The sequence below is a fragment of the Bradyrhizobium sp. NAS96.2 genome, assembly GCF_001908235.1.
Taxonomy (GTDB): domain Bacteria; phylum Pseudomonadota; class Alphaproteobacteria; order Rhizobiales; family Xanthobacteraceae; genus Bradyrhizobium.
In genome coordinates this window covers 32060-51205 of the sequence record NZ_LGHK01000024.1, presented here as the reverse complement: position 1 = coordinate 51205, position 19146 = coordinate 32060, and the positions used below count along the sequence as shown (strand labels likewise).

Below are 19146 nucleotides of genomic sequence, written 5' to 3'. Positions count from 1 at the left end.
CAAAATTCTATGCCGGTCAGGACACCACGCGATGCTTAAGCGACGCGAGAGCGAAGACAGGCGGCCTGGGCCTCATCCGCGATTCGTCCGCTTTTGCTGCTATACGGCGGCATCCGTGTTGGTAGATTGCAATGCGGTTGGTATTGCGATTTTGGAAGTGAACGGAGCGCGTGAAGTCGTCGGATGCCCGAAACAGGTGACCCCAAAAAATCCAATTCGACCGCCGCTCAACCCACGTTCGCTCAGGCCCTCGCGCTGCATCAGCGGGGGCAGTTGGCGGCGGCAGAGAAGATCTATGAAGACATTCTCCGGCAACAGCCAAGCAACTTCGATGCGCTGCATCTATTGGGCCTGATCTCCGCGCAGACCGGCCGCAGCGAGCGCGGCATTGATCTGATCCGGCGAGCCATCAGGCTCAACGGCAACGTCGCGGACGCTCACAACAACCTTGGCAATGCGCTGCGCGCCTTGCGTCGTTTCGACGAAGCGCTCGCGAGCTTCGACCGGGCGACCGCGATCAAGCAAGACCTTTCGCCGGCGCTCTACAATCGCGGACTTACGCTCGCAGACCTTGGCCGCCACGAGGAGGCGCTCGCGAGCTACGATCGCGTGATCGCGCTGGTGCCCAACCATGCAGATGCCTATCGAAACAGGGGCGCCGCGCTGAGAAAGCTCGGGCGACTCGAAGAGGCCCTGGCGAGCCTGGACACGGCGATTGCGCTCAAGCCCAACGATACCGGTGCACACAATGATCGCGGCAACGTGCTCAATGACCTCGAACGGTTCGATGATGCGCTCGCGAGCTACGACCGGGCGCCGGGAATTGCCGGCGCGTGTTACAACCGCGGCAACGTGCTGATCAAACTGGACCGTCTCGAAGAGGCCGTTGCAAGTTACGACAAGGCGATCGCACTGCGGCCCGACTATGGCGAGGCCTACAACAACCGCGGCACGGCGCTGCTCAAGCTCAGGGATCATGAGGCGGCGCTCGCCAGCATCGACAAGGCGATCCAGTACAAAGGCGACGATGCGGCCGCCTACGCCAACCGCGGCAAGGTTCTATCCATGCTGGCGCGCTACCAGGAGGCACTCGCTGCCTATGACAAGGCCGTCGCGCTGCAGCCGGACCAGGCCGACATCGAAGGCTATCGCCTGCACGCCAAATCTCAGATTTGCGACTGGAGTAACTTCGACGCCGAGTGCGACCAACTGATCGATTCGATCAGGAATCGGGACGCGTCGGCGGCGCCATTTCTGTTTTGTAGCGTGCCTTCATCGGCCGCCGACCAACTGCTATGCGCCACGCGATGGACCGCAAAGAACCATCCGCCGTCTGAAAGCCAGCGCTGGCGGGGCGAGCGCTACCATCACGATCGAATTCGCATCGGCTATTTCTCGTCGGATTTTTGCAACCACGCGACGTCGCATTTGATGGCAGGGCTGTTCGAGTGCCACGACCGGTCGAAATTCGAGACGGTGGCAATCTCATGGTCGCCCAAAGACCCCACGGAGATGCGTCGACGGCTGGAGGCGTCGTTCGATCGATTTGTCGAGGTCGGGGACATGAACGACGATGCGGTCGCCGACCTGATCAGACGATTGGAAATCGACATCCTGGTCGATCTGAAGGGCTTTACCGGGGGATCACGCACCAGAGTCCTTGGCCGCCGGCCCGCCCCTATCCAGGTCAGTTATCTGGGTTACCCCGGAACACTCGGTGCCCCGTTCATCGACTACATCATCGCCGATCGGACCGTGATCCCGGACCACCATCGCGAATTCTACAGCGAAAAGGTGGTCGCTCTGCCCGACAGCTATCAGGCCAACGACGACAAGCGCGCCATTGCCGAACGTATGTTCACGCGCGGCGAGGTGGGGCTGGCCCCGACCGGCTTCGTGTTTTGTTGCTTCAACAACAACTACAAGATCAACCCGCAGATGTTCGATCGGTGGATGAGGATTCTCGGCCGCGTCGAGGGCAGCATGTTGTGGCTCCTCGAAGCCCACGCCGAGTCTGCCGCAAATCTGCGAAAGGAGGCGGTCGCGCGAGGCGTCGCTGCCGAGCGCCTGGTCTTTGCACAGCGCATATCGATGCCCGACCATCTCGCACGCCATCGCCTCGCCGGCCTGTTCCTCGACAATACTCCCTACAACGCCCACACGACCGCCAGCGACGCGCTATGGGCCGGCCTGCCGGTGCTGACCGTTTTGGGCGACACGTTTGCCAGTCGGGTCGGGGCGAGCTTGCTCCATGCGACCGGTCTGCCCGAGCTTGTTGCAGAATCGCCGGAGGCTTACGAGCACATGGCGGTCGATCTTGCGACCCATCCTTCGAAGCTCGCGGCGCTCAAGACCAGGCTGGCGGCCAATCGGCTGACGGCGCCGTTGTTCGATACCAAACGCTTCACCCGGCATATCGAGGCCGCTTACGCCGCGATGTATGAGCGTCACCAGGCGGGCCTTGCGTCGGACCATATCGACGTCCCGGCGTGATCGTTGCGGCGTCGCCAACTTGCGCGACCGCCGCGGATAAGCGCTAGGCAGGATGAGAAGGGCCTCGCAGCATCGTCTCGACACAGGACGCGATCTCCAGCAAGCGCCGGTCGGCATTCCTGCGGCCGATCAACATCAGACCGACGGGAAGCCCGTCTACGGGTATCGGCAACGAGATCGACGGACAATCGAGCAGATTGGCGACGCGTGGATTGCGCAGCACTAAACCGTTGGCCTGATGGAATGCACTATCCTCCTCGACCGACGACAGCAGCGGCGCGCGGATTGGGGTCGTCGGCAGGATGAAAACCTCATCATTGCCGAAGGACTGCTCGAAGGATCGGATCGCCGCTTCCCGCAGCCGCACCATGCGCACATAGTCGATCCCGAGGATGCCGGCGCCCGCCTCGATGCGAACGCGGGTTTTCGGGTCGACCCCGTCCAGGCTCGATAGGCCGAGACCGCGCAACGTCGCGCCGACCTCGATCGACGGAAAGGTGCCGATGCTGTCGATCTCTGCGACATTGTCGAGAGCCGTCTCGATCGATCCATCCGCGATCTGCAAGCCACCTGATCGAAGCCGCTCGACGGCACTCTCGAACGCGCCAAGCACCTCCGGCTCGCAACCGTGAAACAGGCGACCGCGAGCGATAGTGAGCCGAAACGTATATGGAGAGGCAAGCTGCGGCCGCGACGCCACGTCGCCACCCGAAAGCACCTGATCGGCCACGAAGCAGTCCGCGACGCTCGAAGCAATCGGACCGATGGTATCGAGGCTCGACGACAGCGAGAACGCGCCGGCGGTCGGCACGAAGCCGCTGGTCGGCTTGAAGCCGGTTGCACCCGACAGCGCCGCCGGAATTCGGATCGACCCTCCGGTGTCGCTCCCGATAGCGATGTCCGCCATGCCGTCGACGACCGAGACGACAGCCCCAGATGAGGATCCTCCCGGAGCGCGCCGGCGGTCGCGAGGATTGCCCGGCACCCCATCGTTCGGGTTGGTGCCGAGCGCCGAAAAGGCAAACTCGGTCATCTGCGTCTTGCCGATGATCACGGCTCCCGCCGCGCGCAAACGCTTCACGACCAGCGCGTCTTCAGCAGCGGGAGGCAAAGCGCGCAGGACGGCTGAACCCGAGCTGGTCACGGTGCCGGCAACATCGAAGAGAGCCTTGACCGAGACAATGCGACCATCGAGCGGGCCGCGCGTCGTTCCGGCAGCGGCGCGCCGATCGGCGGCTTCGGCCTCGCACCGGGCGCTCTCCTCGAACAGGGCGGTGAAGGCATTCGCTGCGTCGGATGAGCGCGCGCGCGTCAGTGCGGCTTCCAATCGTGCCACGGCGGTGGGTTGAGATTGGTCGTTGGCTAACGTCATTGGTCGACGCTCCTCACCGGACGTTGGTAGTCAAGAGACGACCGGAAGCACGTCGATATCGTAGCCGTGGGTCAGGGAGCGCTTGAGAACCGGGTCGCTCAGCTCCATTTCGAAGCGCGTTCCTGGGCGAATTCCGCCGATCGCCCCCGGCGTGCCACAGAACATCAAGGTCCCGGCGGGAAGGATGTCGGCGTTCGCGTAGCGGCGAATCAGATCGCGCGGCGTTCTCAGCGAGGAAACCGGGCTGTCCTGATAGAGCACCCGCTTGCCGTCGATCGTCGCCCACGAGCGAAGCACCAATTCATCCCAGTGCGGCTCGACATCAGCATAGGACCAGAGCTGCCGGCCGACCGGCTTGCCGCAGAGCTGCTTCGAAAGTGCGATACCTGCGGCTTCCGCCTTGCGATCGGTATGGTCGGACCCGATTCCGATCCAGAGTCCGTCGGCCATGGCGACCACGACGGGCTCGACCTCACCGGAACTGTCCGGACCGAGCACGGTCAAGCGATCCGCCTGCGTCAGCGTCTGGGCTGCGACACGGTAGTAGAGCGGCGTCGTCGACGGGCGCGGGATTCCGAGCGCGGCGAGCTCCTCGATATGGTGCTCGATCGCCGCCGCGTTCCTGCCCGCCCAACCCGCGATCACGAGCGATTCGATTTCGACGCCGACGTGATCGGTCCGATCCTTCGCGATGCGGTCAAACTTCATGAACATGGGCTTTGTCATCCTTGGTAGACGGAACGAGAATCTCGCCGCGCTCGATCTGCAACGTGCGATCGGCGACGCGGTCGAGCAGGGCCGGCGAGGATTCCGTGATCAGCAGAGCGAGCTCCGGGCGGTGCTTGCGCAGCTCACCGAGCGTCCGTGCATAATCGAGCGCCAGGGCCGGCGCCAGCCCCTGGAAGGGTTCGTCGAGCAACAGGACCTTGCGCGCCACCATCAGCGCACGGCCGAGCGCAACCATCTTGCCCTGCCCGCCGGAAACGCCGCCCGCAGGCCTGGACCGCATCACATGCAGTTCGGGCAGCAGCGTGTAGATCTCGTCCAGCCTGCGAACGATTTCCGGCTTGTCGAGATTCAGCGCCAGTGCCGGAAGGCGGATGTTCTCCTCGACGCTCAACTCCGGTATCAGCCGTCGATCTTCCGGCGCATATCCGATGCCGGCCCGGGCGCGCGTATAGGCAGGCCGGCTGCCGAGATCGTCAGCATCGAGGTGGATCGAGCCCTCGTCATGCGCGATGAGCCCCATGATCGCGCGAAGCGTCGTTGTCTTGCCGGCGCCATTGCGGCCGATCAACACCGTCGTCTTGCGCGCGATGATGTCGCAGCTGACCTTGCGCAGCACGCGAACGCCCTCGATCGAGACGCTGACCTTGTCGAGCCTGAGCATTAGGCCACTCCCACGACGCGTTCGCGGACTTGCGCGTTGCCGAACACCTCGTCTGGCCGCCCTTCGGCCATGATATTCCCGGCATTCCACACCAGGACGCGGCTTGCGTAACGTGCAACCACGTCCATGTCGTGCTCGACGAAAAGCGCGGTGATGCGGCGCTGGCGCAGCGCGCTCATCAACGCCTCCATCAGCGGGAAGCGCTCCAGCGCACTCACGCCGCTGGTCGGCTCGTCCAGCAGCAGGAGCCGCGGCTTGAGCGCCAGCGCAACCGCGATGTCGAGCAGCTTGCGATGACCTTCAGGCAGGGTGCTGCTGATCCGCTCGGCATCGCCGTCGAGCCCGACCAGTTCGAGCAAGGCCATTGCCTCGTCGCGCCGCTGCGCCGTTTCAAGCGGCCGGATCGCGCTCCACAGTCCGTCTTTCGCGGCAAGCGCCAGCATCATGTTGTCGATCACGCGCTGCGCGGAGAACAGTTGCGGGATTTGGAAGGCGCGCGCGACCCCGCGTCGCGCAATGGCACGCGGCGACAGCCTGGTGATATCGTTGCCGTCGAGCAGCACGCTGCCTGAAACCGGGCGGATATAACCCGTGCAGATGTTGAGCAGCGTCGTCTTGCCCGATCCGTTCGGACCGATGATCGCGAGGAACTCGCCGTCGTGGATCGCGATGCTCGCCCCGTCGGCGGCCTTGACCCCGTTGAATGCGACGCAGAGGTTCTTGGCCTCCAGGATAGCACGCCTCATGGGCTCGACGCCTCCTTGCGCGCGAATAGTCCATAGATGCCCTGCGGCATGAACATGATCACGATGATCAGGGTCATGCCCACGATCAGATTCCAGGCATCGGTTACGGTCACCGCTGCGCTGTGCAGCAGTTCGAGGAACAAGGCGCCGATGAACGCGCCCGGCACGCCACCGATGCCGCCAAGCACGGCGATCAGGACGAGATGGCCGGATGCGGTCCAGAACGCGAAGTCGGGAACCACGCGACCGATCGCAAAAGCAGAGATCGCGCCACCGAGCCCGGCGAGGGCCGCCGAGATCACATAGGCGATCAGCAGCACCGCCCAGACCGGAATGCCCAGATATTCGAGCCTGATCTCGTTGGTGTGGACGGCCGATAGCGCATGCCCCAGCGGACTGTCGAGATACCGCTGGACGGCGAGACCGACGAGCACCATCAGCGCCAGGCTGAGGTAGAACAGCACGCTCTTGAACACCGGCTCGGCAAAGATGATGCCGAACACCGCCGGAATCGGAACGGGCATACCGTCCGTCCCACCCGTGACGCCGTAGAGTTTGGCGCACAGCGCGTAGAACACCATGGAGACCGCGAGGTTCAACATCGCGAAGAAGATCGCGCGATACCGGACGAGGAACGCGCCGGCGATCGCGCCGGTCAGCGCAGCGACCAGCACCGAGAGCAGCAGCAGCAATCCGAGATCGTTGATGCCGGCATGGGCCAGGAAGGCGACGCCGTAGGCGCTGGCCGCGAAGAACATCGCGTGGCCGATCGAGATCAACCCGGCCCGCAGCAGCACTGCGACACCGAGCGCCGCAAAGCCCTTGGCGATCGCCAGCGTCAACACGAATTGCAGCCACGGCGCGGCCGCGGGAAGGACAGCGAGCGTGAGCACCGCGGCAGCGGTCAAAATGATCCGCATCATATCCTCCGCGCCGTAACCGATCCGAACAGGCCGTAGGGGCGGATCAGAAGCACGACCAGCATGGCCGCATATGGCGCAACGGCGTCCAGCGAAGGCGCGAGATAGATCGCGAGCACGCGCGCCAGGCCGACGATCAGCGAAGCGACCGCGGCGCCCTCGATCTGCCCGAGCCCGCCGATCGCCGCCACCGCAAAGGCGAGCACCATGGTGTCGGCCCCGAGCCCCGGGGCAATGCCCGATGTCGGCGTCGACAGGGCTCCTCCGAGCGCGGCGAGGAACACGCCGAGCGAGAACGCCAGGATGAAGATCCGGTTGGTATCGATACCGATCGACTGCGCCATTTCACGGTCGGTCACGACGGCCGTGAACAGGCGCCCGAGCCGCGTGTGGTTGATCAGGAGCCGCAATCCCACGACGACGAGGACCGCCATCCCGACCAGCAGTATCTGGTAGTTCAGATAAACCACGCCGCCGATGCTCGAGGTGCCGAGCAATCGCATCGGCGCGTCCTCGTAGAGGGATTGCACGCCGAAGATCAGGCGCTGCAGGTCCTCCAGGATGAGGAACAGGCCGAACGTGATCAGGATCTGGACGGCTTCGGACTTGCCGTACGTCCACCGGACCAGGCTGCGCTCGATCAACGGACCGAAGATGGCGGCCACGAAAACCGCACTTAACAGCAGCGCAGCGAACGACAGATAGGGGTTGAGCTGCTGGCTCGCGATGAACAGGCAGGCCGACGCCGCGGCATAGCCACCGATCGAGTAGAGACTGCCGTGAGCCACGTTGAGGACGCGCAGCACGCTGAACACCAGCGTCAGGCCAACCGCCGCGAAGAAGATCAACGCGGCGCTGGCCAGGCTATCCAGCAGCAGGGGAATGATTGCATTCGACATCGGCTTAACGCCTGCGTGATTGGTTGCGAGTGAACGCTATCGTTCGCCGATCTTGTAGCTCCCCGGCTTCGGAAGGCTCTTGGCGAATTCGGGCTTGAGCGTCGAAATCCAGGCCAGCGGATCCTGGCCGGCCTGCGGCATCAGGCTGTCGCCCTTGTAGCGGACCATGTCGCCGATGACGGGAAACGGCTGCGCCGACGTCTTCACGGTCACTCCGACGATCTGATCGACGAGACCGTCATTGTCGGCCCGCGTCTGCGTGATGCCGGTCAAGGTTGCGACCTTGCTGCCCTTCATGGCGGCCGCGAGCTCCGCACGCGTCGGCCACTTTCCGCCGTTCTTCTGCATGGCGGCGTCGTAGGCGGCCTTCACGTAGATCAGCGCATTGGCCATCTTGATGGATGGAAACACCGGATACTCGCCGAAGCGCGACTTGTAGGCCTCGGCAAACTTCACCGTCTCGGGATTGGCCTCGGCGTCCGGCGACATCCACCAGCCGTCACCCAGAACCCCGACGATCACGCCATCCGGCAACGGCACGCGCTGCAGCACGGTCTCGCCGAGCGCGAGGACCACCTGACTCGACGTGAACAGCCCGCGCGGCGTCGCCTGACGAACGAAGTTTTCGAGGTCGGCGCCCCAGAGATTGGAGAAGACGACGTCCGGGCGCGCGGTGGTGAGGCGCGAAATCTCGGTCTGGTAGTTCGGCGAGCCGAGCTTCGGATAGAGTTCGGCGACAATCTCGATGTCCGGCTTCAGCGCCTTCAGCGCCGCCGTGAAGATCTTGGCCGCGTCGTGGCCGAACGCATAGTCCGGATTGATGATCGCCACCGTCTTCACGTCCGGCTTGCGATCCAGAAGGTAGATCGCATAGGCGATGAATTCGGGCACGGTATTGCCGTTGGGACGGAACACGTACTTGCTCTTGCCGTCCATGAGCAGCTGGTGGGTGTCGCAGTTCCAGCCGACGGTCGGAACCTCCAGTTGCTCGGCGATCGGCGCCAGCGCAAGACAGGTCGCGCTCGACAAGGCCGCGACCATCACCTGGTTCTTCGTGTCTCCGGCGAGCCGGCGATACTCCGCGATCACGCCTTGCGCGCCCTGCGCCTCATCGACGAAGGTCGCGGTGACGGGAACGCCTCCGATCCCACCCTTGGCATTGATCTCGTCAATCACGAGATCGGCGGCGTTCTTGCCGGGCATGCCGTAGGCCGCGGCGGGACCGGACGTGAACGTGAAGACGCCAAGCCCCACCGAGTTCGGCTTGTCCTGCGCAGCGACCGGAGTTGCCGCCACGACGCCGATCACAAGAGCGCCCGCAAGGCCATCGACCACCACGCGGAGATTGGCGTGCGGCAATTCCCAATTCAACCGGAAGCGCGGTTGGAGCGAGGACAGGCAACGCGCGAATGCGAGCGAGATATTCTTGAACGCCATATTTTCCCCCTTGGAGCGGTCGAACGATGTTGTCGGTGCTGGCGGACCGGCCTCAGACCGGATCGAAATAGTGAATTTCGAGAAGCAGGCAGCCGTTGACGGATTTGAACGGACCGTGCGGCGCGTGCGGCGGCCGGCAGGCATAGGTGTTCGGCTGGAAGCTCTTGCCGCCCTCGCCCTTCTCGTCATTGCCGACGATCAGGTCGCCGGAGACGAGATAGACCTCCTCCCAATACTCGTGCGAAAACGGCGCGGTCGTGTAGACGCCCGGCGCAAAGCGCAGCAGCCGGGTTCGCGTTCCGCGCCGGTTCTCCTCGTCGAGCGCGCCCGCGAGGATCTTCTGCTGGATGCCGGCAGGATAGCCCGCGGGCGTTTCCCAACCGGTGGTCATGTCGAGCGTGTAGAATTCGTCATGCTTCTTGTTGACGGGCATATGTCGTCTCCGTTGGTTCAGGCGGCTTTGCTGGCGATCGAGACGCCGTTGAGGTCGTAGGAATCGAGCATCATCTGGACCAGGCGATCGGCGCCCGACCAGTCGTAGGTGCGATAGGAGTGTCCCTTGGTGACGAAGGTCGCGCCGGCGTAGAACATCTCGTATTGCTGATGGCGGGACCCGAACTCGGATCCGACCGCGTCCCAGGCGAGCTTGTAGAACTTCACCCGGTCGTGCGAATTGGCCTTCGGCGACTGCTGGGTCTTGCCGATCAAGGCCGCAATCTCGGGGTTATCGAAGTCGGCGACCGACGACGGCAGCATGATCATGCCGCCGCCGGCGAGTTCGCGCAGCGTATTGATGATGTGCGCGTAGAGCTGCTGCGTCAGCACTTGCGCAGAATAGAGCGTGTGCCGGTCCGGGATGAAATAGGGCCCGACCTGCGCGCCCTTCGCCTCCATTGCCGCCACCAGGGCGTCGACCATCCCGGTCTCGGCTGCAAGCTGACCGAGCATCTCCCGCACCTGCGGGAACTGGGTGACGCCGTTCATTTCGGCGGTTCGATGCGCGAGGCCGGCCAGGAACTTGAGCTTCACGCTCAGCCGCACCATCGCCTGGTAGTTCTGATAGACGTGGCAGGGCGTGGCGTGAAACTGCTTCTGGCACATTTCGACGTTGCCCTCGATGAAGACGCGATCCCAGGGAACCTTCACGTCGTCGAAATAGAGGACCGAGTCGTTCTCGTCGAAGCGGCTGGACAACGGATTGTCGAACACCGCGCCGGCTGCATCCTCGTAGGACTTGCGCGACAGCATCTTGAGACCCTTCGCATTCATCGGGATCGCGAAGGACATCGCATAGCGCTCTTCGCCCGGACGCATCGGCTGGATGGTCGTGACGAAAACCTCGTCGGCGACCACGCCTCCGGTGGCGAGCATCTTGGCGCCGCGGATCGTGATCCCCTCTGCGTCGCGATCGACGACACCAGCGGTGAGGAACGGATCCGCCTGCTCGGCGGCCCCTTTCGAACGATCGGCCTGCGGATTGATGATCACGTAGGTCAGGTAGAGGTCGTTGTCGCGCGCATAGCGGTAGTAGCTCTCGAGTGCGCCCGCCCTGGCCGGATCGTACGCCTTGAAGACGTCGAGCCCCATGTAGAGGCCTGAGATGCACGAGGCGACATGGTCCGGGGCCCGGCCCATGAAGCCGGCATGCAGCGCAGCCCATGCTTCCAGTGCCTTCCGCCGCTGGACGAGATCGGCATAAGACGTCGGAAGCTGCCAGATCCGGTTGGCACGTCCGGCATCGGTCTCGAACGTCATGAGATCGACGTTCTCCCTGGCGCTCGCGAAGTCGAACAGCCCGGCCATCGAACTGGCGAGATTTCGATACGCATGATGAGCGGTCACGTCGCCGACCGCAGCCCCGTTGATGTAGATGGTCCGTCCGTCCTTCAGGCCAGACAGATATTCCTTTGCGCTACGCATCGCGGTTCTCCGGTTCGAAGCTAGTAATGAATGGGAAGCGGCCAGGTCGGCTCGCGCTCGGTTTCGTCGACGAGGTCGCGATAGCGGCCCCGGAAGAAGATCAACGGCGCGGCCGGCTCGCTGCGCGCGGAGTGACGCACGACGCGGACCACGAAGATCACGTGATCGCCGCCGTCGTAGCTTGCAAACGGCGCGCATTCGAAATGAGCCAGGGCACCCGATATCAGCGGGGCTTCGGCGTGGCCGACCGACGTCTTGACCTGATCCCACTTGTTGGAAAGGGCGCGCGCGAACTGATTGGAAATCTGTTCCTGATCGCGGGCGAGGATGTTGACGGCAAATCCCTTGGCTTCGAGCATCGCGGGCAGGCTCTTTGCCTTGCGGTCGACGCTGAACAGGACGAGCGGCGGATCGAGCGAGACGGAGTTGAACGAGCTCATGGTCATGCCGATGAGCTCCTCGCCCTGGCCGCGCGCGGTCACCACCGCAACGCCGGTCGCGAATTCTCCCAGCACTCGCCTGAATGCGCGGTCCTCCATGGAACGCCTGCCTCGCTGCTTCGACCCTGATTTATAATTTTCAGATAGCTTTCTGACAAAGCTATTTGGAGATGTCAAGCCCTCTTGATGGGCGCGCGCATGCGTGCTTCTTAGGCAAATTCGCAAGCCTATGATTTCGCGGGGAGAACGACCGTGACCGAAGCGCTCTTGACGGCGTCGAAGCCCGAACTGCTCGACAAGGAAGGAGACCGAACGCTTCGCGGCGTCCTCTACGACTATTTCGCCTTCGGACGCAGCCTTGAAGCCTGCCGCGAGATATTCGCAAACTTCGTCGACCTGTCGACCACTCAGTATCTGATCCTGATCGCAATCAAGAATTCGACGGCGGAAGAACCGATGGGAGTCAATCAGGTCGCCGAACGGCTGTATCTGAGCGGCGCCTTTGTCACCAACGAGATCAACAAGCTGGTCTCCGACGGCCTCCTCGAGAAGAGCCCGCATCCGGACGACCGGCGGCGCGTGCAACTCACGCTCACCCAGCACGGCCTCGGTCTATTGACCCGTCTTGCCGCCCTGCAACGCCCCGTCAACGATGCGCTGTTCGGGATGCTGACGCGCGATGAGTTCAAGGTGCTGTCTCAATTGCTATCGCGACTTGCGTCGAACGCGGACAGCGCGGTGAGGCTCGCCGAACATGTCAAAGCGACCCTCAAGTTTCAGGAGGATCAGCGAGTTCTCACAACGAATTCGCCCTCCCCGCACAAAAAGCGACGTACGACGCTTCGTAACACTCGGTAAGTCGCCGTCGCAGCAGCCGTGCAGAACCCGGAGCGCTCGCGGCAAGGCCGCGGGCGCCATTCGTAAACAATGCCATTGCCTTTGAGCGGCGCCTTGTGGACCGGCAGCCAGGCCGACGACAGCCGCGACGATCACCATTTCAATGCTGCCGTACGCACCGGGGCGTCCCACAGCGCGGCCGTCTCGGCATCGAGCAGGCTCACCGTGAGCGAGCAGCCGGCCATATCCAGCGAGGTGACGTAGCTGCCGACCAGCGAGCGCGCGATGCGCAGGCCGCGCTGCTCGAGCATGCGGCGCGCCGCGTTGTACATCAGATAGAGCTCGATCGTCGGGGTGCCGCCGAAGCCGTTGACCAGCAGCAGCGCCTCGGAGCCCGCGGGGGCCGCGAGATCGTCGGCGATGGCGGTCGTCATTTCCGAAGCGATCGCGTCGGCCTGTGCGAGCTCGACACGGCGGCGGCCCGGCTCGCCGTGGATGCCGACGCCCATCTCCATCTCGTCCTCGCCGAGTGCGAAGGTCGGCGTGCCCGCGGCAGGCACCGTGCAGCTGGTCAGCGCCACGCCCATCGAGCGCGTCCGCGCGTTGACGCGCTCGCCGAGCGCCACGCAGGTCGCGAGATCGGCGCCCTTCTCGGCGGCGGCGCCGACGACCTTCTCGACGACCAAGGTGCCGGCGACACCGCGACGCCCGATGCTGTAGGTCGATTTCTCGACCGCGACATCGTCATCGGTCACGATGGTGGCGGTCTTGCCTTCCGCGATCTCGGCCGCCATCTCGAAATTCATGCGGTCGCCGGCATAATTCTTGACGATGAACAGGACGCCGGCATCGCCCGCGACCGCCTGCGCGGCCTCGACGATCTGGTCCGGTGTCGGCGAGGTGAACACCTGTCCGGGACAGGCTGCATCCAGCATGCCGTAGCCGACGAAGCCGGCATGCAGCGGCTCGTGCCCGCTGCCGCCGCCCGAGACCAGCGCGACCTTGCTGCGATTCAGCTCGCGGCGGCGAACGAATTTGCGCTCGGCGCCCAGCGTGACCAGATCGGCATGCGCGGCCGCGAAGCCGTCGAGGCTTTCGCCGAGCACGTTGTCGACCGCATTGATGAACTTCTTCATGGTGTCCTCCCGCTTCGTCGGTCCGGCGTTTTCGCCTATTTTTCCCGCATGATGCCGATCAGGCGCCGCGTGAATTCCTGCAGCAGCGCGTCGAGCTCGGCATTGCGCTTGGCGCTGCCGAGATCCGGCAGGTGCAGCGTCAGCGTCCGCTCGTGCGAGCCTTCGCTCAGCCGGCCGACGCGGCGCGGATGCGCCCGCGCATAGGCGCGCAAGAAGGCCGCCTTCGCCTGCGGAGGAAAGTGGCAGACATCGAAGATCGTGTTGAGATGCTGCACCGGGATCGGCACCGGATAGGCCGGGTTGCTGATCTGGCTGACGAAGCTGCGGTTCTTGCCCATGGCATGGGCGAGGCGCAGCCGCATCCCTGACGGGCGGCTCTCCAGCACCTCCTTGAAGATGCGCTTGTAGGCCGCAACCGCGCCGGCCTCGGGCGCTTCATCGGCGGCCGTGTCAGCCAACGCCGCCTCCGCTGCTCAGCCGGTCGATGGTCTGCTTGATCTGCGCCAGCGCCGATGCGTTCACCGACAATTCGCGCAGGCCGCAATTCAGCAGCGCGGGAAGACAGCGCGGATCACCGGCCATGTCGCCGCACAGGCTGACACTGACGCCGGCGCGGCGGCCGTGCTCCGCGGTCCGCGCGATCAGTTCGAGCACTGCGGGATGCAGGGGGTCCATCAGGGGGGCAAGAGCTCCGTTGGAACGATCGCAGGCCAGGACATATTGCGCGAGATCGTTCGAGCCGATCGAGAAGAAGGAGGCCTTGAAGCTCGAGACCGCCAGGGCTGCCGCCGGAACCTCGACCATGATTCCGAGCTCCGGGAGCATCGCGGCAATACTGTCCGCCTGCAAGCGCTGCACGATGTCGGCGAACAGCTTCCGCCCTGCCTCGAGTTCGTCGGCCTGCGTCACCATCGGGAACATGACCTTGAGATTGCCGCGCACCGCGGCGCGGGCGAGCGCGCGGAGCTGGACGGTGAAAATCTCGGGCCGGGCGAGGCAGAGCCGCAAGCCGCGGACGCCGAGGAACGGATTGGGTTCGCCGTCGAAGGTAAAGCCGGGCACCGGCTTGTCGCCGCCGGCATCGAAGGTGCGGATGGTGACGGGCCGCTGGCCGGCCCAGCGCAACACCGCATCATAGGCCTGGAATTGGGTCTCTTCATCCGGCAGCTCACTGTGCCCGGCGAGCAGGAATTCCGTCCGCATCAGGCCGATGCCGTCGGCATATTGCGCATCCGCATGCTCGAGATCGTCGACCCGCTGGATGTTGATCAGGAGCTTGATGTGCTCGCCGCGCCACGAGGCCGTCGGCCGCCGCAGGATCGCGCGGGCGGATGCCCGGCTCTTGCGATGGCTCTCGCGCCGCTTCTCGAAGATTCGCACCTGCTCGGCGCTGGGATCGAGCTCCAGCGTCGCGCCTTCGCCGTCGAGCAGTGCCGTCGCGCCGGCATGCGGAATGGCACCGAGCTGCACCACCATCGGGATGCCGCGCGCGCGCGCGAGCATCGCGACGTGGCTGGTCGGACTGCCGTGCAGCAGCGCCAGGCCGCCGCCGCCGGACCAGTCGATCTCCAGGAAGCGCGACGGCGGCAGGTCGTCGGCACAGACGACGCCTCCGCTCGGAATCTTCAGCGGCTCGCCCGCGTCGCCGCGCAGGATGTGGACCACGCGGTCGCGCAGGTCCGCAAGGTCCGAGGAGCGGGCCTGCAGATACTCATCCGCCGCCGAATTGTACTCCGCGATCTGCTCGTCGAGCGTCGAACGCCATGCGACGTCGGCCGGGCGCCCCTCGCCGATCGACGCGAAGATCTGTTCGATCAGATCCTCGTCCTCCAGCAATGCGACCTGGAATTCGAGGATCTGCGCAGCTTCACCGCCGGCGCTGGCGGCAAGATCGGCGATCTGCCCACTGGCGAGATCGATCGCCTTGCGCAAGGCGAGCGCCTCCTCGACCAGCGTGCCGGCCACCCGCTCGCCGCCCGCGCCCGCATCGACGCGGACCAGCGGACCATGGGCAAAGCCGATCGAGGCGGTCCTGCCGCGGTAAGCCGATCCTGCAGCGCCGCCCTGCATCTAGCCTGCTCCATCCGGGAAATCGCTGGCGACCAAATCGACCAGGGCCGCGACGGCGGCCTCGGCGTCGCTGCCGGAAGCCTTGATCTCGATCGTGCTGCCGTGCGCGGCGCGCATCGCCATGATCTTGGCCACGCTCTTGGCGTTGATCCACTCGGGCGCGCCTGCGACCCGCACCGAGATCTGGGCCTGGAACTTCTTGGCGAGCTTGGTCAGCTTGACCGCCGGGCGCGCGTGCATGCCGACCGCATGCACCAGCCGCACATTGCCGGTGAAGTTCTGTCCGTCCGCTCTATCAAGCATGCTCATCATCCATTCATCGCATCGCCGACATTTCAGTCGGCAGAGAGTTCCTCGGCCACGGCCTTGACCTGAGCCAGCGAGCTGCCGCCCGCCGCCTCGGTCGCCGCCATCACGGCGCCTTCGACGATCGGCGCGTTGCAGACGACAACGAGGTCGCGTCGCGCCGGCTCCAGCATCTCGACCGCCATTTCGCTGTTGGTCTCGGCACCGCCGAGATCGACCAGCACCGCGACGCCCTTCGGCGACCAGGCGGCATTGATAGCGTCGATGATCAGCGGCACGCTGGTGCCCAATCCGCCATCGGGATTGCCGCCGCAGAAGGCCACCTTGACCTCGCTGCCGACCATCTGCCGCACCATGTCGGCGGTTCCCTTGGCGATGTCGCTGGAATGCGAGACGATCACGATCCCTACGGTGTCGCTCATGCCCGTGCCTCCAGGCCCGCACACACCGCCTGCACCAGCACGCAGCTCGACCGCGCGCCGGGATCGACATGCCCGACGCTGCGCGCGCCGAGGAACGAGGCGCGCCCCTTGGTGGCCTGCATCGGCGCGGTCCGTTCGACCGCCTCGGTCGCGGTGGTGCGCACACGCGCAATCAGATCCGGCTGGCCGGCCGCCGTCTTCAACGTCTCCAGCACGGGAACCAGCACATCCAGCATCGTCTTCTCGCCGACATGCGAGCGGCCGCGCGCGCTCACTGCGTTCACCGCGCTGCCGAAGACATCGGCGAGATCCTCGGGCAGGTGCTTGTCGTGCGAGAGCGCCTCGCCCGCGGCCAGAAAGAAGCTGCCATAGAGCGGCCCGGAGGCGCCGCCTACCGTCATCACCAGGGTCTTGCCGATCATCTTGAACGCTTCGTCGAGCGGCTGCGCCGAGATCGCATCGAGCTTGCCGAGCACGGCCTCGCAACCGCGCTTCATGTTGGTCCCATGGTCGCCGTCGCCGATCGCCTGATCGAGGCTCGTCAGCTCCGGCGCGCTGGCGATGACCTGCTCTGCGGCCGCCTTGACCAACGATTTGAATGTCTCTGATGGCACCGACATCTCTTCGATCCTCTCGCCCCTCTAATGAACCGCCGCAGCTATGCGCTGCCCTGCACGGTCGAAACACAACGGATGCACCAGATGCAAATCGACCTCCTGGCCGGCCCGCAGCGGCCGATGCGGATCCGCCAGCGTCACCAGCGTCTCGCCCTTATAGTCCAGATGAATATGATTCTGCTCGCCGAGGTGCTCGACCCGATGTACGCGGCCGACCATCTGCCCGCCATTGCGCGCGGCGAGCTGAAGATGCTCGGTGCGGATGCCGACCGTCTCGGTTCCCGGCGGCATCGCGACGTCGGCGAGCAGGCGCGCCGGCAGGAAGTTGATCTGGGGCGTGCCGAGCCGCGAGGCGACGTAGCTGCTGGACGGGCTTTCGTAGATCTCCCGCGGCGTGCCAAGCTGAAGCAACCGGCCGTCTTTGATCACGCCGATGCGCGAGGCCATCGTCATCGCTTCGACCTGATCGTGGGTGACATAGAGGATGGTCGCGCCGAGCTCGATCTGGATCCGCTTGAGCTCGAGCCGAAGCTCGCTGCGGAGCTTGGCGTCCAGCGAGGACAGCGGCTCGTCCATTAGATAGATCGAGGGATCGCGGACCAGGGCACGGCCGATCGCCACGCGCTGCATTTCGCCACCAGACAGCCGCGTGGCGCGGTTGTTCAGCTTGCTTGCGATATGCAGCAGCTCCGCGGTCTGCTCGACGCGCTTGCGGATGATCGGCTCCGCCACCCGCCGCGCCGGCGAGCGCAGCGGAAACGCCAGATTGTCGTAGACCGTGAGATGCGGATACAGCGAATATTGCTGGAATACGAAGGCGATGTCCCGCGACCCCGGCGGATCGTGCGTCACGTCGCGGCCGTCGATCATGACCGAGCCGGTATCAGGGCTCTCCAGTCCGGTGATCAGCCGCAGCGTCGTGGTCTTACCGGCGCCGCTCGGTCCGAGCAGGACCAGGAACTCGCCATCGCTCACCGTCAGCGAGAGGTCGCGGACAGCCTCTATCGCGCCGAAGCGCTTGTTGACATTGCGCAGGGTGACATCAGCCATGGCGCGGGCCCTCTTCGCTGGCGGTCCTGATCGCGAGGCCGCTGCCGACGTCGAACAGCGCCAGCCGCTCGGCATTGAATTCGAGCCCGATGGTCTCGCCGATCCGCACCGACGCGCTGGAGGGCAGCCGCGCCGCGACCCGGCCATAGGCCGTGTCGACGGTGACGATCTGGGTGGTGCCGAGATATTCCGCGCCGAACACCTCGCCGCGCACGGCGCCCGCGTCGGCGAAGCGGATATGCTCCGGACGAACGCCGAGCGCCAGCGGCGCGCGGGCGCGGTCCTCGCGAATCTCCGGCACCGCAAGCCTCGTTTCATGGAAGCTGACCGCGCGATCGCCGGATCGCAGGCCGCCCTCGAAGCGCAGGAAGTTCATCGGCGGCGAGCCGATGAAGTCGGCGACGAACATGCTGGCGGGCCGGTCATAGACCTCCTGCGGCGTGCCGATCTGCTCGACGCGACCTTTGTTCATGACGGCGATCTGATCGGCCATCGACATCGCCTCGAGCTGGTCGTGCGTGACATAGACCGTGGTCGCCTTGATGCGATCATGCAGGTCACGCAGTTCGCCGCACATCAAATGGCGAAACTCGGCGTCGAGCGCGCCGAGCGGCTCGTCCATCAGGAACGCCTTCGGCCGCCGCACCATGGCGCGCCCGAGCGCGACGCGCTGCCGGTCGCCGCCGGAGAGTTTCGAGGTCTTGCTCGACAGCAGATGCTCGATCCGCAGCATCCGCGCGGTCTCCTGCACCCGCTCGCGGATCTCGCGCCTCGCCATGCCCTGGCACTTCAGGGGGAAACCGATGTTCTCTCCGACATTCATGTGCGGATAGAGCGCGAACAGCTGGAACACGAACGCGATATCGCGGGCGGCAGCGCGGTGGAAGGTGACATCCTCGCCGTCGAGCAGGATCTTACCCTCGGTCGGCAGCTCGAGGCCGGCGATCATGCGCAAGGTCGTGGTCTTGCCGCAGCCGGAGGGCCCGAGCATCGCGAAGAACGTGCCGTCGTCGATCGTAAACGTCGAGCCTTCCACCGCGGTGAACTGATCGAACGACTTGCGCAGGTTTTCGATGCGGATCTGTGCCATG

21 protein-coding genes are annotated in these 19146 nt (G+C 64.9%); 2 read left to right on the top strand and 19 right to left on the bottom strand.

Annotation, left to right across the window (positions count from 1 at the left end):
• Nucleotides 1-99: 99 nt before the first annotated feature.
• Entirely contained in the window at nucleotides 100-342 is a 243-nt protein-coding gene (locus AC628_RS45165; RefSeq protein WP_245321073.1) for a hypothetical protein, read from the bottom strand.
• On the opposite strand from AC628_RS45165, the gene AC628_RS06795 reads away from it, so the two are divergent.
• Nucleotides 274-2493, top strand: a complete 2220-nt coding sequence (locus AC628_RS06795; RefSeq protein WP_502689539.1) for a tetratricopeptide repeat protein — start codon at nucleotides 274-276, stop codon at nucleotides 2491-2493. The genes AC628_RS45165 and AC628_RS06795 overlap by 69 nt on opposite strands.
• A 43-nt stretch (nucleotides 2494-2536) precedes the next feature.
• On the opposite strand, the gene AC628_RS06790 is transcribed toward AC628_RS06795, so the two are convergent.
• The 10 genes from AC628_RS06790 to AC628_RS06745 are packed head-to-tail and all read right to left on the bottom strand — an operon-like array spanning nucleotide 2537 to nucleotide 11716.
• Nucleotides 2537-3865: an amidase family protein gene (locus tag AC628_RS06790; RefSeq protein ID WP_074125958.1), complete on the bottom strand. Its 1329-nt coding sequence runs from the start codon at nucleotides 3863-3865 to the stop codon at nucleotides 2537-2539.
• 30 nt (nucleotides 3866-3895) lie between these two features.
• Nucleotides 3896-4579 carry a DUF2848 domain-containing protein gene (locus AC628_RS06785; protein WP_074125957.1) on the bottom strand — a complete coding sequence of 228 codons (684 nt, stop codon included), beginning with the start codon at nucleotides 4577-4579 and terminating at the stop codon, nucleotides 3896-3898.
• Nucleotides 4563-5255 (bottom strand): ABC transporter ATP-binding protein, encoded by a 693-nt coding sequence (locus tag AC628_RS06780; RefSeq protein ID WP_074125956.1) that lies wholly within the window; start codon nucleotides 5253-5255, stop codon nucleotides 4563-4565. Before AC628_RS06780 ends, AC628_RS06785 begins: the two co-directional genes overlap by 17 nt.
• Complete coding sequence (locus tag AC628_RS06775) at nucleotides 5255-6001, bottom strand: ABC transporter ATP-binding protein (protein WP_074125955.1); 747 nt, start codon at nucleotides 5999-6001, stop codon at nucleotides 5255-5257. Before AC628_RS06775 ends, AC628_RS06780 begins: the two co-directional genes overlap by 1 nt.
• Complete coding sequence (locus tag AC628_RS06770) at nucleotides 5998-6921, bottom strand: branched-chain amino acid ABC transporter permease (RefSeq protein ID WP_074125980.1); 924 nt, start codon at nucleotides 6919-6921, stop codon at nucleotides 5998-6000. The genes AC628_RS06775 and AC628_RS06770 overlap by 4 nt, the downstream gene beginning before the upstream one ends.
• Entirely contained in the window at nucleotides 6921-7820 is a 900-nt protein-coding gene (locus AC628_RS06765) for a branched-chain amino acid ABC transporter permease (RefSeq protein ID WP_074125954.1), read from the bottom strand. Before AC628_RS06765 ends, AC628_RS06770 begins: the two co-directional genes overlap by 1 nt.
• Before the next feature lie 36 nt (nucleotides 7821-7856).
• Nucleotides 7857-9257: an ABC transporter substrate-binding protein gene (locus AC628_RS06760; RefSeq protein ID WP_245321064.1), complete on the bottom strand. Its 1401-nt coding sequence runs from the start codon at nucleotides 9255-9257 to the stop codon at nucleotides 7857-7859.
• 52 nt (nucleotides 9258-9309) lie between these two features.
• Nucleotides 9310-9690: a cupin gene (locus AC628_RS06755; protein ID WP_074125953.1), complete on the bottom strand. Its 381-nt coding sequence runs from the start codon at nucleotides 9688-9690 to the stop codon at nucleotides 9310-9312.
• 17 nt (nucleotides 9691-9707) lie between these two features.
• On the bottom strand, nucleotides 9708-11177 hold the full coding sequence (locus tag AC628_RS06750; RefSeq protein WP_074125952.1) for a 4-hydroxyphenylacetate 3-hydroxylase family protein: 1470 nt from the start codon (nucleotides 11175-11177) through the stop codon (nucleotides 9708-9710).
• A gap of 20 nt (nucleotides 11178-11197) precedes the next feature.
• Complete coding sequence (locus tag AC628_RS06745; protein WP_074125951.1) at nucleotides 11198-11716, bottom strand: flavin reductase family protein; 519 nt, start codon at nucleotides 11714-11716, stop codon at nucleotides 11198-11200.
• A 153-nt stretch (nucleotides 11717-11869) separates the two neighbouring features.
• Between AC628_RS06745 and AC628_RS06740 the strand changes: the two genes are divergently transcribed.
• Nucleotides 11870-12475 (top strand): MarR family winged helix-turn-helix transcriptional regulator, encoded by a 606-nt coding sequence (locus AC628_RS06740; RefSeq protein ID WP_074125950.1) that lies wholly within the window; start codon nucleotides 11870-11872, stop codon nucleotides 12473-12475.
• A 131-nt stretch (nucleotides 12476-12606) separates the two neighbouring features.
• Here the strand turns inward: AC628_RS06740 and dhaK are convergent, their stop codons facing one another.
• Genes dhaK through AC628_RS06700 form a run of 8 tightly spaced genes read right to left on the bottom strand, consistent with a single transcriptional unit; the run spans nucleotide 12607 to nucleotide 19145 of the window.
• Nucleotides 12607-13590 (bottom strand): dihydroxyacetone kinase subunit DhaK, encoded by a 984-nt coding sequence (dhaK, locus tag AC628_RS06735; protein ID WP_074125949.1) that lies wholly within the window; start codon nucleotides 13588-13590, stop codon nucleotides 12607-12609.
• A 35-nt stretch (nucleotides 13591-13625) separates the two neighbouring features.
• Entirely contained in the window at nucleotides 13626-14048 is a 423-nt protein-coding gene (locus AC628_RS06730; RefSeq protein WP_074125948.1) for a hypothetical protein, read from the bottom strand.
• Nucleotides 14041-15660 carry a phosphoenolpyruvate--protein phosphotransferase gene (ptsP, locus tag AC628_RS06725; RefSeq protein WP_074125947.1) on the bottom strand — a complete coding sequence of 540 codons (1620 nt, stop codon included), beginning with the start codon at nucleotides 15658-15660 and terminating at the stop codon, nucleotides 14041-14043. The genes AC628_RS06730 and ptsP overlap by 8 nt, the downstream gene beginning before the upstream one ends.
• Nucleotides 15661-15963: an HPr family phosphocarrier protein gene (locus AC628_RS06720; RefSeq protein ID WP_245321063.1), complete on the bottom strand. Its 303-nt coding sequence runs from the start codon at nucleotides 15961-15963 to the stop codon at nucleotides 15661-15663.
• A 32-nt stretch (nucleotides 15964-15995) separates the two neighbouring features.
• Nucleotides 15996-16388, bottom strand: a complete 393-nt coding sequence (dhaM, locus tag AC628_RS06715; protein WP_074125945.1) for a dihydroxyacetone kinase phosphoryl donor subunit DhaM — start codon at nucleotides 16386-16388, stop codon at nucleotides 15996-15998.
• Nucleotides 16385-17008, bottom strand: coding sequence for a dihydroxyacetone kinase subunit DhaL (gene dhaL / locus AC628_RS06710; RefSeq protein ID WP_074125944.1), 624 nt, complete (start codon nucleotides 17006-17008; stop codon nucleotides 16385-16387). The genes dhaM and dhaL overlap by 4 nt, the downstream gene beginning before the upstream one ends.
• A 21-nt stretch (nucleotides 17009-17029) precedes the next feature.
• A complete protein-coding gene (locus tag AC628_RS06705) occupies nucleotides 17030-18055 on the bottom strand; it encodes an ABC transporter ATP-binding protein (RefSeq protein WP_074125943.1) in 1026 nt (341 codons plus the stop codon).
• Complete coding sequence (locus AC628_RS06700; protein ID WP_074125942.1) at nucleotides 18048-19145, bottom strand: ABC transporter ATP-binding protein; 1098 nt, start codon at nucleotides 19143-19145, stop codon at nucleotides 18048-18050. Before AC628_RS06700 ends, AC628_RS06705 begins: the two co-directional genes overlap by 8 nt.
• Nucleotide 19146 lies beyond the last annotated feature (1 nt).